This is a genomic window from Rhodococcus sp. PAE-6 (assembly GCF_025290685.1).
GTDB classification, from domain to species: domain Bacteria; phylum Actinomycetota; class Actinomycetes; order Mycobacteriales; family Mycobacteriaceae; genus Rhodococcus; species Rhodococcus pyridinivorans.
The window spans coordinates 1-13192 of record NZ_JAOCLZ010000016.1 but is presented as its reverse complement, the minus strand read 5'-3'; the positions used below and the strand labels follow the sequence as shown (position 1 = coordinate 13192).

The following is a 13192-nucleotide window of genomic DNA, read 5'->3' as shown; positions in this document are numbered from 1 at the left end:
GGGCAAACGATTTTCGCGGCCCTCACGCCGACGAACGCGGTGCTCCGATACCCGGATCGATCGTCACCGGACCGGATGCGGTGGGCGCGACCGGGAAGTCGAAGATCGCCGTCGGAAGATACACCGTGGCACACGAATTCGGGATGTCCACGACACCCGACAAACGTCCCTCGATGGGTGCAGCCCCGAGCAGGAGATACGCCTGCTCGGGGCTGTAGCCGAATTTCGTCAGATAGTCGATGGCGTGCAGACACGCCCGCTGGTACGCCAATTGCGAATCCAGATACCGCTGTTCGCCGTCGAGCGTCACGGACGTGCCGGAGAACGCGAGCCACTCGGAATACTGCGGGTCGGTGTTGCCCGGCATGAAGATGGCGTTCTCGCTCACCCCATAGGTCTCCATACCGCCGGGGATCAGATCGACGCGCAGGTCGATGAACCCGCCCATTTCGATGGCACCGCAGAAGGTGATCTCGCCGTCACCCTGCGAGAAGTGCAGGTCGCCGACCGACAGATTCGCGCCGTCGACGAAGACCGGATAGAAGATCCGGCTTCCCTTCGTGAGGTTCTTGATGTCCTGGTTGCCGCCGTTCTCCCGCGGTGGAGCGGTGCGCGCCGCTTCGGCCGCGACCCGGTCGAAATCGGCGCCCGACAGGCTGCCGAGAATCGCGCCGTTCGGCTCGGGCGGCAGCGCCAGCGCCGGCTCGCGGTCGGGATCCGTCGCGATCAAAGCAGCTTCCCGAGTGTTCCACGTCGACAACAGTTCGTGCGACGGCGCCGTCCCCATCAGGCCGGGATGCACGATGCCGGTGAACGACACGTGGGGCACGTGGCGGCTCGTCGCCTTCTGCCCGGAGAAGTCCCAGATCGCCTTGTAGGCGTCGGGGAACTGGTCGGTGAGGAATCCCCCGCCGTTCGTCTTCGCGAAGATGCCCGTGTAGCCCCAGCCCTGCCCGGCGAGCGGACCCGAGTCCTCCTGCGGAATCGGGCCGAGGTCGAGGATGTCGACGATCAGCAGGTCGCCGGGCTTGGCACCCTCCACCGCGAACGGTCCCGACAACGCGTGCACGATGTGCAGCGGGGCATTGCGGATGTCGTCGGCGGAGTCGTCGTTGTGGATCTCGCCGTCGAACCATTCGCGGCAGTGCACGCGGAAGGAATCCCCCGGTTTCAGCATCGCGACGGGCGGGATGTCCGGGTGCCAACGGTTGTGGCCGATCTTGTCCTGATCGGTGAACCGGCGGGTCGAATCGAGCGGGAACACGACGTCGGGCACGGGACCTCCTGGAGCGGTGTCTGATTACGGGCGGTGTCGGATCACGGGCGGTGTCGGATCACGGGCGGTGTCGGATCACGGGCGGGGCAACGTTCGATGTCGGGGATCGGTCGTGACCGGCCGCGACGGACGCCTCGACACGCCTGGGAGGGAACCCGAGACGACGTCGGGCTCGGAAGCGGTACGGGCCGTCGCGTCGTGCAGGCGCATCGCTGCCGAATCTCCCCGACCGAGACGCGGTGGGGTGAGAGAGCGACGAGACTGTTGCTCGCACCGCGGGCACGGAGCCGATGCGGAGACTTCGCTCATGGGAACGGAGACGTCGAAGGGCCCGCAGTCGGCACATCGGAACTCGTACAGCGGCATCTGCATCGCCTCTCGCGCGTCGGTGCACCGACCATAACGGACCGAGCGGAAACCCGCGTGTCTACTCCGAATCTTCCTGCAGTCCGGATCTATTCGGTGACGCGCTCCCGTTTCGTCAGCACCAGCGGTTCACCTTCGGTGATCGCGATCGTGTGTTCGCTGTGCGCGGTACGCGAGCCGTCGGCGGAGCGGATGGTCCAGCCGTCCGGGTCGTAGACGATCTTGTCCGTCCCCGCCGCGAACCACGGTTCGAGGGCGAGCGTCAAGCCGGGACGCAGCACGAGCCCACGCCCCTTACGCCCGGCGTTCGCCACGTGCGGATCCTCGTGCATGGTGCGGCCGAGACCGTGACCACCGAATTCGGTGTTGACGGGATAGCCGTACTCGGCGGCGACGGCGCCGATCGCCGCGGAGATGTCGCCCAGGCGGTTGCCGGGGAGCGCGACGGCGATACCCGCGGCCAGCGCCACCTCGGTCGCCTCGACGAGATGCCGGTCCTCGGGACGCTCCGCGCCGACGATGATGCTGCGCGCCGAATCGGCGACCCAGCCGTCGATCGAGACCGCGATGTCCATGCTGAGCAGGTCGCCGTCCCGGAGCACGTAGTCGTGCGGGAGTCCGTGCAGCACTGCGTCGTTGACGGACAGGCAGATGACGTTGCGGAACGGTCCGCTCCCGAACGACGGCGCGTAATCCCAGTAGCACGAGACCGCGCCACGTTCCTCGATCATGTCCCGTGCGCGCTGTTCGAGGTCGAGCAGGTTCACGCCGGGACGGGCGCGGCCCGTCAGGTCGTCGAGCAACTCGGCGATGAACGTACCGGTCACATCCATTGCCGCGATCTCACCGGGGGTCTTCAGTTCCAACACGTGGGCACTCCTCAGGATCACGAGACGGTATTTAAATACCACCCTATCGCGACGATCGGTATTTTCATACCGACGCGGTTAGACTGCGGGTCATGGTGCGACTCCCCCTGACCCCGGAACAGCTGGCCGCCGGCAAACGCCTGGGTGGACGGCTGCGCGATGCCCGAGGCAGCAGGACGCTCACCGAGGTGGCTCAGGCCGCCGACATCTCGCCGGAGACCCTTCGGAAGATCGAGACCGGACGACTGGCGACGCCGGCCTTCGCGACGATCGCCGCCCTCGCACGGGTGCTGCCCGTCTCCCTCGACGATCTGGCCGAACTGACCCTTCCCTGTGACGACCTGCAGCAAACCGGGTGATCCCACCCCGCATGACGTAACAGCAGCAGACATCGGCAGCGATATCAGGAGGCGTAACACCGCGACAGCGAAGGGACCCGAATGTCGATGCAGCCTCCGCCGGACGGATACGGCTACGGCTACGGCGCTCCCCCGCCACCCTGGCCCACCCCGACCCCGCCGCGACGACCGAAGTGGCCGTGGCTCGTGGGCGGTGCCCTGCTCGTCGCCGTCGTCGCCGCAGTCGCCGCCCTGGTCGTCGTCCTGACCCGCTCGTCCGATCCGGGATCGGAGAGCGCCGTCGCCGCGAGCCCGTCCCCGTCGACCGTGACGGTCACCGTGTCGCCGTCCGCAGCCCCGCAGACCGAGGCGGATCCGCCCACCCCGCGAGCGCAGACGAGCCGGCCTGCCACCCCGAGCGGCTTCCCGACCAACGGCACCCTGAAGGTCGGAGTCGACATCACCCCCGGCGAATACGCGCTACGCCCGACGGATTCGCTCGGCGGCTACTGGGAACGGCTGTCGTGCCTCACGGGCGACTTCGAGTGCATCACGGCCAACAGCATCGTGCAGGGCAACAGCTACGTCACCGTGCTGCCGGGCGACCTGGCCCTGCGGATCGAGGATCTCGAACTCACAGCAACCGGCAATCCCGCGCCCGCGACCGGACCCGCACGTCCACTACTGCCCGTGTCGGCCTCCGAGGACACCGACCCCCAGGGTTTCGTCGGCATCCCCGAGGCGCGGTGCAACCACACGAATCCCGCCGTCGCCATCGGCCAGACGGCCGACTCGCTCGTCGTGGTGTGCGAGACCGGGGCCGGCCGGTACTACTACAAGGGCGTTCGTACGAACGACGGTGCGGCGATCGAGATCGACGACCCCGTGCCCTCGGGCGACGGTTTCACCGCCACGAACGCCGGTGTGCAGTACAGCATCTCGTCGCGTGCTCTCGTCATCTCCGAGGGGTCGACGGTGCTCGCCGAGGAGCCGATGCTGCAGTACTGGTCGCAGTGATCGGCGGTACCGGTGATCACCGGGGACGCGAGGCCGCCCGCCCCGCGCCGCTCTGCCACACACCGTGCACCCCGCTCGGCCCGATGCCTCGATCAAGAGCGAGCAGCAGGACGGCACATCCGATTCCCGACAGCACCAGGCTCGTGCCGAACAGCGCGGGATAACCGAACACGTCTCCGACCACACCGGCGGTGAAGCCCGCGATGCCCTGCACCACGACGATCGCGCACGCGAGCAGGGTGTAGTCGCTGCCGGCGTGGTCCCTGTCCGCGGCGTCCATCATGAGCGTGAACACCGCGACCGTCGCGGCGCCGCCGAGGACGTGTTCGGCCAGGCTCGCGGAGACGATGAGCCCGAACCCGCCGTAGCCGAGCGACGCGACGACGTACAAGGCGAGGCTCGCCGTCTGGGTCACGCCACCGATCAGCAGGGCTTGCCGACGACCGCGACGGAAGCACAGCCACCCACCGAGGGCGGCACCGCCGAGAGCGCCTGCCGAGGACAGCACACCCTTGACCAGCGCGATCTGCCCGAGGGTGAGTCCCGAGTCGGACATGAACGGACCGACCATCGCCGAGCCCATCGAGTCACCGAACTTGAAGCCGCCGATGAGCAGGATGAACGCGAGCATCCCGGGGCGGCGCAGACGCGTCCACCACGCGACCGTCATGCGGGTCGCGCTTCGCGGTTCCCGATCCGTCGTGGCCGGTCGCTCCGTGCGCGGCAGTCGCCACACCGGGATCGTCGTCAGCACCAGCAGGAATGCCATCGCGAGGAACAGGCTGCGCCAACCGGCGAGGGAGAACACCCACAGCAGCGCTCCTCCGCCGACGATCATGCCGATGCGATACGCGCCGACCTGGATGCCGTTCCCCAGCCCGCGCTGTGTCGGTCCGAGCAGTTGCACGGCCAGACCGTCGGTCGCGACGTCCTGCGTTGCCGAGAGGGCGTTGACCACCGCGATGCCGACGAGCAGCCACCGCAGCGTCGACGACAGGTCGAGGCACGCCAGGATCAACGACACCGCCGACGCCGCGAGCTGGAGCGAGAGCAACCACTGCCGCCGGGTCCCGTAGTGGTCGACGTACGGCGCCCACAGGAACTTCAGCCCCCACGGCGCGAAGAGCACACCCGTCGCGCTGATCGCGATCAGCGAGAAACCGGACTCGCGGAGTACCACCGGAAGCGCTTGGGTGAAGAACCCGTACGGCAGACCCTGCGCGAAGTACAGGGCGGCCAGCAGCGCGAGCGTGCCGGTCGGGATGCCGAGCCGGGCCGGTGCAGTCATGCGGACATGGTGGCAGAACGGTGTCGCCCGTCCCCGACGAGCATCTGTGAACCGCGCCTCGCTCTCCGATCGCGCCACCGCCGATCACCCGAGGCGCCGCTCACGTTGCAGCCGATGGGAGGATGGTGCCCGTGCCGATGCCCTCACCCTTGCCCGTCAGGAACGGGGTCGGGCCCACGCGACTGCGTGTTCCGACCTCCGGTCCGTGGTCGACGGTCGCCGAGTACGTCGTCGCACGCTTCGACCATCTCGACGCCGAGGATCTCTACCGCCGATTCGACGACGGCGAGATCGTGGGCATCGACGGAGAACCGATCGGTCGCAGCACCGAACTCGGAGCGCACCGGTTCGTCTGGTACTACCGCGATCTGCCCGTCGAGGACCCGGTGCCGTTCCACGAGGAAATCCTGCATATCGACGACGACCTCGTCGTGGTCGACAAACCGCACTTCCTGCCGACCACTCCGGGCGGGCGCTACCTACGCGAGTCCGCGCTGGTCCGGCTGCGGACCCGCCTCGACAACCCGGATCTGACACCCATCCACCGACTCGACCGGGCGACCGCCGGACTCGTGATGTTCTCGGCCCGGCCCGAGACACGCGGCGCCTACCAGTCGCTGTTCGAGAAGCGCCGGGTCTCCAAGGTGTACGAGGCGGTGTCCGCACTGCCGGCGGAGTGGGATCCGGCAGCGCCGGAGATCGCCGGACGTCCGGTCCCTGTGCTGTACCGCAATCACATAGAGGCGCGGCGCGGTGAGTTGCGCGTCGTCGTCGACGACACCCGCGAACCCAACTCGGAGACCCTGATCGAGGTGCTCGGCTCCGGGGTGAGCAGGTCGGGACGGGCCGTTCTGCACACCCTGCTGCGCCCGCATACGGGTCGGATGCATCAGCTGCGAGTACACCTGGCGGCGCTCGGTATCGGGATCCTCGGCGACCACTGGTATCCCGTCCTGCTGCCCGAGACACCGGACGACCATTCGCTCCCCCTCCAATTGCTCGCGCGGGAACTCGAATTCGTCGACCCCTTGTCGGGGGCTGAGCGTCGCTTCTCCACCCGACGCACCCTGGCCGAAGCACCGACCTCGCAGGACTGAGTGCGCCCGAGTGGATCCTGCTCGATCCTCCGAAAACTCCGACATGCCCGGCTTCACGAAATACGCTGGTAGGCATGACCAAGGTCGTCGACGGTTACCTCCGGTCGCCATTGTCGGGCATCGCACCGTGGATCCTCATGTCCGTCCTGTCGGCCCCGGGACGGTTCGAGGAAGCGGTGTGTTTCGCTCTCGGTCTCGTCCTGCTGACGATGTGGGTGGGCACGCGACGCGGCGTCAAGGTCCACGCCATCGACGTGTTCGGCGCGGCGTTCTTCGTCGTGCTGGCCGCGGTGGGCCTCATCGCGTCGGACGGGGTCATCGACTGGATGGAGATCTGGGCCGGTGAACTCACCAACATCGCGCTCGCGGTGTTCGTCTTCGCCACCCTGATCGCGCGCAGGCCGTTCACACTTCCCTACGCGAAAGAGGAAACGCCCCAGGAATACTGGACGTCTCCTCTGTTCATGAAGATCAATTACCTGATCTCCGCGGTCTGGGCCGGTGCGTTCACCTTCTCCGCCATCGTCGGATTCATCGGCGACGCCGTGATGCGCGACCCGGGCAACTTCTGGACCGGCTGGGTGCTCCAGCTCGCGGCGACCATCTTCGCGGTTTCCTTCACCGAGTTCTATCCGGACTACGCCGGTGCGAAGTTCGCGGCGGCGCAGGGCGAGTCCGAACCCGCCCCGTCGCTCCTGAAACTGATCGACTGGATACCGACGTTCGTGCTGGTCGCGGGCATCTTCGGGTGGGTCACCGACTCCATACCGGACGCGGTCGGGATCGGCATGATCGTCGTCGGCATCATCGGAAGCGCCGTGATCGGCAGACTCTCGTCGAAGACCGAGAAGGCCTCGAAGACATAGCGGACTCGGGAGCAGCAATTCGGTCGATCGGCGGACGGGGCCATTCGAGCCGGTGAGAATGGGGCGAACCCGACCGGCACCCGAAGGAGACCCTTGCGGCGCCCTCGAACGGCTGCGGCGATCCGGCAGGCGCTGGCGTGACCTCGGCGCACCCTACGAACGTGCCCGGGTACGAGTGCTGCAGGGTCGATGCTGCGCCGCACTCGGCGACGACGATGAGGCCCGCCTCGAATTCGACTCGGCAGCATCGATATTCCACGGCCTGCACGCGTTGCCGGATCTACGTGAGCTCCGCGTTCCCGAACTCGCCGACGCACCGAACGGACTGACGCCCCGGGAGGTCCAAGTGTTGCGCGCCGTCGCCACCGGCAGGACGAAATCGAGCCATCGCCCACGAGTTCGTCATCAGCGAAAAGACGGTAGCCCGGCACCCGAGCAACATATTCACCAAGCTCGACGTGTCCTCACGAGCAGCGGCGACGGCCTATGCGTACGAGCATCGCCTGCTCTGACTGGTAGAACCGCCCATACGCCGCCACCTTCGATTGCACGCTCCTCCCGACGCGGCCGACGGACCGCAGTAGCTAACGTCGTCGGTGTAGTTCCCTCACTTCGGGGAGTCGTCATGACCGTCCACAGCGCACCCCAACAGATCGACACCGTCGTCATCGGCGCAGGTCAGGCGGGCCTGTCCGCCGACTACCATCTGGCTCGTCGCGGCCGTCCGTTCCTCATCGTCGACACGAACCGACGCATCGGCGACAACTGGCGCTGCCATTGGAACTCGCTGCGCCTGTACAGTCCCGCCGGCTACGACGGACTGCCCAGCATGCCGTTCCCGGGCGACCCCACACCGCTCCCCCACCAAGGACGAGCTCGCTGACTACCTGGAGTCCTACGCCTCCCGATTCGACCTGCCCGTATTCGGTACAGGACACGCTACACGTCGAAGCGGAACTCCACCGCGTCGCCGTCGGCCACGACGTAGTCCTCGGCCATCGAGTCGGCCGACGTCAGAGCGCCCGCTCGAGTCCAGCCTGGGTGCAGCCGTAGCCGAGCCGCGCGCCGAACGCTCGGGCCTGCTCGTCGGCCGGGTCTATGGCGATCTGTGCGAGCGTGGCACCCCGGTTCCGGCCGTGATCGTGGGCCCACTCGAGCATGGCTGTGCCGATGCCTCGGGAACGTTCGGACGAGGCGACCCGGATTCCTTCGACGAGCAGGCGGGTGGCACCGCCACGGAACAGACCCGGCACGATCGTCAATTGCATTGTGCCGACGATCCGGCCGACCTCGTCGCGTACCACCGCGAGATAGTGCGAAGGGTCGCGAGCGACGGCGTCGTAGGCCTCTTCGTAACGGGCGAGTTCCACACCGTCGCAGGCGCTCTGCTCGTCGCCGGAGAGCAACCCGACGATCGCCGGTACGTCGGGTCGGCCGGCACGTTGCACCCGATAAGTCCTGTCGCCCAAGCGGATCAGCCCACCGACCGATTCACGGGCGCGTGCCTGCAGCCGGGCGACGAGCTGGTCCAGCCAGCCACCGACGTGCCGCCGGGCCTCGACGGTGTCGGGATAGCGGCACCGCAGGTGCAGTCCCGAGTCGTCGAGGATGAACCACAACATCACCCCATCGGTGCGGATGGTCGCGCCGACGTACTGTGCCTCGAGGCCCGTGGCGTCGACCCGGACAGGAAGCCTGCGCAGGTCCAGCCAGGAGATCGCGAACATGCCCGGGGCTTCCGGCATCCCACCCCACGGGCGCAGGATGTCCTCGAGCGGCCAGGATCCGAGCCGGACCGCCTCCTTGACCGCGTCCGCGGCCGCACGAGGTTCGGGGACGGACGATTCGAGCACCGAGTTGGTGATGAACCAGCCGACGGAGTCGTGCCAGGTGGCGTCGTACCGGCTGTGCACCGGGAACACCGCCCGTAACGGGGATCCGGCCAGTTCGAGGGTCACCTCGGTCATGGCCACGACCACCAACGCGAGAGTGGAGACCCCGTCGTCCTTGGCCTGGGCGGAGAAGGCGGCGCTGTCGTCGACGTCGAGCACGTCGCGCACCTCCACGCGTTCGCGTTGGAGGCTCGCCACTCCGAGGGAGAGCGGGAAGCGCGACATCACGTCGCCGCTGGCAGCGAGCACCTCTGCCCAGCGCTCGTGGACCTCGGCGGGTGCGGCCGGACGGTCCTGCAGTGCCCGGGTGTGTTCCGCGAAGGCCGGTGTCGGCGGCAGGGACGGTTCCCGTCCCGCGCGCACGGCGGCGAGGGCGGCGAGCAGGTCGCGGGCGATCACCAGCATGGACCACATGTCGACGTGCGAGTGATCGGCAGCCACCACGACGGTCGGTTCCGTAGCGGTCTCGAGCACGCACAGCCGGTGCGACGGCCGGTTGTAGGGCGAACATGCGCTGTCGAGGACGTCCCGGAGGGCGTCGTTGACGGACTGACCGGGACCGATCGGATGTTCGACCCAGCCGCCCGGGCGGATCTCGGCCTCGTGCAGGCGCGGCTCACCGTCGTCGCCGTGAGTGAACACCGAGCGCAGGGTGCCGTGCCGCGCAATCACCGCCAGCCATGCTGTCGCGAGGTCGTCGGGCGAGACCGGCTCGAACAGACGGAAGGACAGAGCCATCCAGGAGCCGGGACGATCACCCGCGCCGACGTGCCGCCGCTGGTCGAACGACACGGGCAGCGCCCGGCCGAGCCCCGCGACGGTGACGTCGTAGCCGAGCAGTCGGCCGAACGGCAGGCGCAGGTGCGCCACATTTGTCAGCCGCATGCCGGGTATCCTAGGCGCCTTCTCCAGCAACTGCTTTCCGACATCGGGAGACGACGTGCCGACCTTCAGTGTGCCGGGGGCCGAACTCGACGTGGAGCTGAGCGACGAGGGTGGTCACCCGGTCGTCCAGCTCCACGGACTGACCTCGAGCCGCCACCGCGACCGCCTCATGGACCTCGACCTGGGCCGCGGGCTCAGCGGCACCAGGCTGCTGCGCTACGACGCACGGGGGCACGGCCACTCGACCGGGCGTGCGGTGCCGGAGGACTACCGCTGGCCGGTGCTCGCCGACGACCTGCTGCGGCTGCTCGACCACTACTTCCCCGGCGAACGGGTCCACGGGGTCGGGCCGTCGATGGGCACCGGGACCCTGTTGCACGCGGCGGTGAAGGATCCGGAGCGGTTCAGCAGCCTCACGCTGCTGGTGCCGGCGACCGCTTGGGCCACCCGCGCCGCGAAGGCCGCCGAGTACCGGGCCGCCGCCGATCTCATCGAGCAGCAGGGACTGGCGGCGTTCCTCACACATGACCTGAATGCACCACGACCACCGGCCACCGTCGACGCGCCCGACACAGTCCCCGACGTCACCGAGGAACTGCTGCCGTCGTTGTTCCGGGGCGCCGCACTGAGCGACCTGCCCGATCCGGAGGCCGTGTCCGGCATCGACATTCCGGTGACGGTGCTGGCATGGATCGACGACCCCGCCCATCCGGTGTCCACAGCGGAGGCGCTGATGGGTCTGCTCCCCCACGCGAAGCTGGAGATCGCGTACACCCCGGCCGATCTCGCGCAGTGGCCGAGCATCCTCTGCGAGGACGTCGCCCGGCACGGTTGATTCCGTCGGCAGGCCGGGCAGTTCCTACCGCGGCTACGGAATGGGGAGCGCCGAAACGATTTCGGTGTTCCCGACCTCGATATACGGGGTCGAGAACACCGAAATGCGGATGGCTACGGAGGACCGCCCCGATGTCGTCCGTCAGACGTTGAAGCGGAACTCCACCACGTCGCCGTCGGCCATGACATAGTCCTTGCCCTCCATGCGGACCTTGCCCTTGGCCTTCGCCTCGGCCATCGAACCTGCCGCGTCGAGGTCGGCGAACGAGACGATCTCGGCCTTGATGAAGCCGCGCTCGAAGTCGGTGTGGATCACGCCGGCCGCCTTGGGAGCGGTGTCGCCCTTGCGGATGGTCCAGGCACGCGATTCCTTCGGACCCGCCGTCAGGTAGGTCTGCAGACCGAGAGTGTGGAAACCGGCGCGCGCGAGCTGCTTCAGACCGGCCTCGGTCTGACCGATGGATTCGAGCAGCTCCATCGCCTCGTCCTCGTCGAGCTCGAGGAGCTCGGACTCGACCTTGGCGTCGAGGAAGACGGCGTCGGCCGGTGCGACGGCCTTACGCAGCTCCTCCTTGCGCTCCTCGTTGGTGAGGACGGCCTCGTCGGCGTTGAAGACGTACAGGAACGGCTTGGCGGTGAGCAGGTGCAGGTCGCGCAGCAGCTCGCCCTTCACCTCGGCTTGGGCGGAGAAGATGGTGCGGCCGTCCTCGAGGATCGCCTGCGCCTTCTTCGTCTCCTCCAGCTGGGCGACGAGTTCCTTGTTCTTCCGGGACTCCTTCTCGAGCCGCGGCAGCGCCCGCTCGATCGTCTCCAGGTCGGCGAGGATCAGCTCGGTCGCGATGACCTCGATGTCGGCCATCGGGTCGACCTTGCCCTCGACGTGGACCACGTCGGGATCGTCGAACACGCGCACGACCTGACAGATGGCGTCCGCCTCACGGATGTTGGCGAGGAACTTGTTGCCCATGCCCTCACCGGCGGAGGCCCCCTTGACGATGCCGGCGATGTCGACGAACGACACCGTGGCCGGGAGGATGCGCTCGGAACCGAAGATCTCGGCGAGCCGGTTCAGTCGCGGATCGGGCAGTTCGACGACGCCGACATTGGGCTCGATGGTGGCGAACGGATAGTTCGCTGCCAGCACATCGTTCTTGGTCAGCGCATTGAACAGCGTCGACTTGCCGACGTTGGGAAGACCGACGATTCCGAGGGTAAGGCTCACGGAATCGGTATTCTACGCGGCCGTCCGCCGCTCATTTCACCCGCACGCCACCCGCACCAGTTGCGCGATGCGCGCTGCCTGGTCCTCGTCGGGCACGGTCGATCCGTTGGCCGCGACTTCCTGAACCTTCGCGTTCACTTCCTGGTCGGATGCACCATCGTCGATGAGAGGGCAGGTCTCGGTGACGATGGACTCGATGTCCTGCGTCTCCCGGTCGGCCGACAGCTGCGGGTAACCGGTGCGGAAGGCCGCGACGAAGACATCGAGCTTCGCCTTGTCGAAGATGTCGCCGGCCCGCTCGGCCGCGCTGGACGCGACGCTCTGCACCGACGAGATGGCGCCCTCTGCCTGCTCCTGAACGCTCGTGACCGCGACATCCGCCGAGGAGCGCACGTCCTCGTCGCTGGGAGTGTCGTCGGAGCTGCACGCGGTGAGCGCGAAGGCGGCGGCGATCGCCACAGTCGCAGCGGACACACGCAGGCGTCGGGTCGTGCTCGTTCGGTTCGTCACGTTTCGAGAATGCCACGACAGGGGACCCTTCAGCGCCGTTTCCGGCGTGTCGTCCGGACCACGCGCGGCGCTCGGTGACCGTAGATTGGCGACTGTCGATCGGTATCGAGCTCGATACATGTCGGAAGGACCGTCGTTGACCGAATCGAAGACCGCGCCCAGCGCAAACAGCAGTGGGAAGCCGTCGGCTGAACCCGACCGCGGGAGCCTGCTGGGCACGGGCGGAATCTGGCTCGCCAAGTGGTCGGCCTGCCTGGTCGTCATCGCCGCCGGTGCGGTGGTGATCGGCTGGATCATCGAGAAGATGTGGGTGATCGTGCTGCCGGTCGCCCTCGCGATCGTCGTCTCCACCATCCTGTGGCCGCCCACCCGCTTCATGACCAAACGCGGCGTTCCTCCGGCTGCTGCGGCCGGCCTGACCCTCGTGATGTTCTTCGCGATCGTCGGCGGCATCATCGCCGGCATCGTCCCGTCGGTGGTCTCCCAGATGCCCGACCTGGCCAACAAGGCCACCGAAGGCATCAACACCGTGCAGGAATGGGTGAAGGGACCCCCGATCAACCTGCGCGACGAACAACTCGACAACGCCGTCCACGCGGTGGTCGAACGAGTGCAGGGCAGTGCTGCCACCATCGCGGGCGGTGTCTTCTCCGGTGTGAGCACGGCGGGCTCGTTGCTCGTCACACTCGCTCTCGTCCTCGTGCTGACCTTCTTCTTCATCAAGGACGGCCC

14 protein-coding genes and 1 pseudogene are annotated in these 13192 nt (G+C 67.7%); 8 read left to right on the top strand and 7 right to left on the bottom strand.

All coding sequences use genetic code 11. The features are described from left to right. Positions 1–22 precede the first annotated feature (22 nt). From fmdA to map, 3 genes are all read right to left on the bottom strand, one after another. Positions 23–1276 carry a formamidase gene (gene fmdA, locus NVV99_RS22675; protein WP_006550661.1) on the bottom strand — a complete coding sequence of 418 codons (1254 nt, stop codon included), beginning with the start codon at positions 1274–1276 and terminating at the stop codon, positions 23–25. A 75-nt stretch (positions 1277–1351) separates the two neighbouring features. Continuing rightward, positions 1352–1642 carry an FmdB family zinc ribbon protein gene (locus NVV99_RS22670; protein ID WP_072740540.1) on the bottom strand — a complete coding sequence of 97 codons (291 nt, stop codon included), beginning with the start codon at positions 1640–1642 and terminating at the stop codon, positions 1352–1354. Between the two features lie 89 nt (positions 1643–1731). Beyond that, on the bottom strand, positions 1732–2511 hold the full coding sequence (gene map / locus NVV99_RS22665; RefSeq protein ID WP_019287982.1) for a type I methionyl aminopeptidase: 780 nt from the start codon (positions 2509–2511) through the stop codon (positions 1732–1734). A gap of 92 nt (positions 2512–2603) precedes the next feature. On the opposite strand from map, the gene NVV99_RS22660 reads away from it, so the two are divergent. Both NVV99_RS22660 and NVV99_RS22655 read left to right on the top strand, forming a co-directional pair. Continuing rightward, on the top strand, positions 2604–2870 hold the full coding sequence (locus NVV99_RS22660; RefSeq protein WP_006550664.1) for a helix-turn-helix domain-containing protein: 267 nt from the start codon (positions 2604–2606) through the stop codon (positions 2868–2870). 87 nt (positions 2871–2957) lie between these two features. Continuing rightward, entirely contained in the window at positions 2958–3866 is a 909-nt protein-coding gene (locus NVV99_RS22655; protein ID WP_144376972.1) for a hypothetical protein, read from the top strand. A gap of 16 nt (positions 3867–3882) precedes the next feature. Here NVV99_RS22655 and NVV99_RS22650 read toward each other — a convergent pair whose 3' ends face one another. Continuing rightward, positions 3883–5154: an MFS transporter gene (locus tag NVV99_RS22650; protein WP_024103295.1), complete on the bottom strand. Its 1272-nt coding sequence runs from the start codon at positions 5152–5154 to the stop codon at positions 3883–3885. Positions 5155–5276: 122 nt separating this feature from the next. Between NVV99_RS22650 and NVV99_RS22645 the strand changes: the two genes are divergently transcribed. From NVV99_RS22645 to NVV99_RS22630, 4 genes and pseudogenes are all read left to right on the top strand, one after another. Further along, entirely contained in the window at positions 5277–6251 is a 975-nt protein-coding gene (locus NVV99_RS22645) for a pseudouridine synthase (RefSeq protein WP_041803570.1), read from the top strand. A 74-nt stretch (positions 6252–6325) separates the two neighbouring features. After that, entirely contained in the window at positions 6326–7117 is a 792-nt protein-coding gene (locus NVV99_RS22640) for a hypothetical protein (protein ID WP_024103293.1), read from the top strand. Positions 7118–7503: 386 nt separating this feature from the next. Then, positions 7504–7629 carry a LuxR C-terminal-related transcriptional regulator gene (locus tag NVV99_RS22635; protein WP_313906263.1) on the top strand — a complete coding sequence of 42 codons (126 nt, stop codon included), beginning with the start codon at positions 7504–7506 and terminating at the stop codon, positions 7627–7629. A gap of 113 nt (positions 7630–7742) precedes the next feature. Then, positions 7743–8040, top strand: a pseudogene (locus tag NVV99_RS22630) (NAD(P)-binding protein); the annotation flags it as partial. Positions 8041–8130: 90 nt separating this feature from the next. Here the strand turns inward: NVV99_RS22630 and NVV99_RS22625 are convergent. Further along, positions 8131–9894, bottom strand: a complete 1764-nt coding sequence (locus NVV99_RS22625) for a GNAT family N-acetyltransferase (protein ID WP_024103290.1) — start codon at positions 9892–9894, stop codon at positions 8131–8133. A gap of 55 nt (positions 9895–9949) precedes the next feature. Between NVV99_RS22625 and NVV99_RS22620 the strand changes: the two genes are divergently transcribed. Next, positions 9950–10729 (top strand): alpha/beta fold hydrolase, encoded by a 780-nt coding sequence (locus tag NVV99_RS22620; protein WP_024103289.1) that lies wholly within the window; start codon positions 9950–9952, stop codon positions 10727–10729. A gap of 141 nt (positions 10730–10870) precedes the next feature. Here NVV99_RS22620 and ychF read toward each other — a convergent pair whose 3' ends face one another. Both ychF and NVV99_RS22610 read right to left on the bottom strand, forming a co-directional pair. Continuing rightward, positions 10871–11950 (bottom strand): redox-regulated ATPase YchF, encoded by a 1080-nt coding sequence (gene ychF / locus NVV99_RS22615; RefSeq protein ID WP_016693933.1) that lies wholly within the window; start codon positions 11948–11950, stop codon positions 10871–10873. Between the two features lie 36 nt (positions 11951–11986). After that, on the bottom strand, positions 11987–12424 hold the full coding sequence (locus tag NVV99_RS22610) for a hypothetical protein (RefSeq protein WP_080678549.1): 438 nt from the start codon (positions 12422–12424) through the stop codon (positions 11987–11989). 154 nt (positions 12425–12578) lie between these two features. Between NVV99_RS22610 and NVV99_RS22605 the strand changes: the two genes are divergently transcribed. Next, positions 12579–13192: AI-2E family transporter (locus NVV99_RS22605; protein WP_260783038.1), on the top strand; the 614-nt coding region annotated here is incomplete at its 3' end.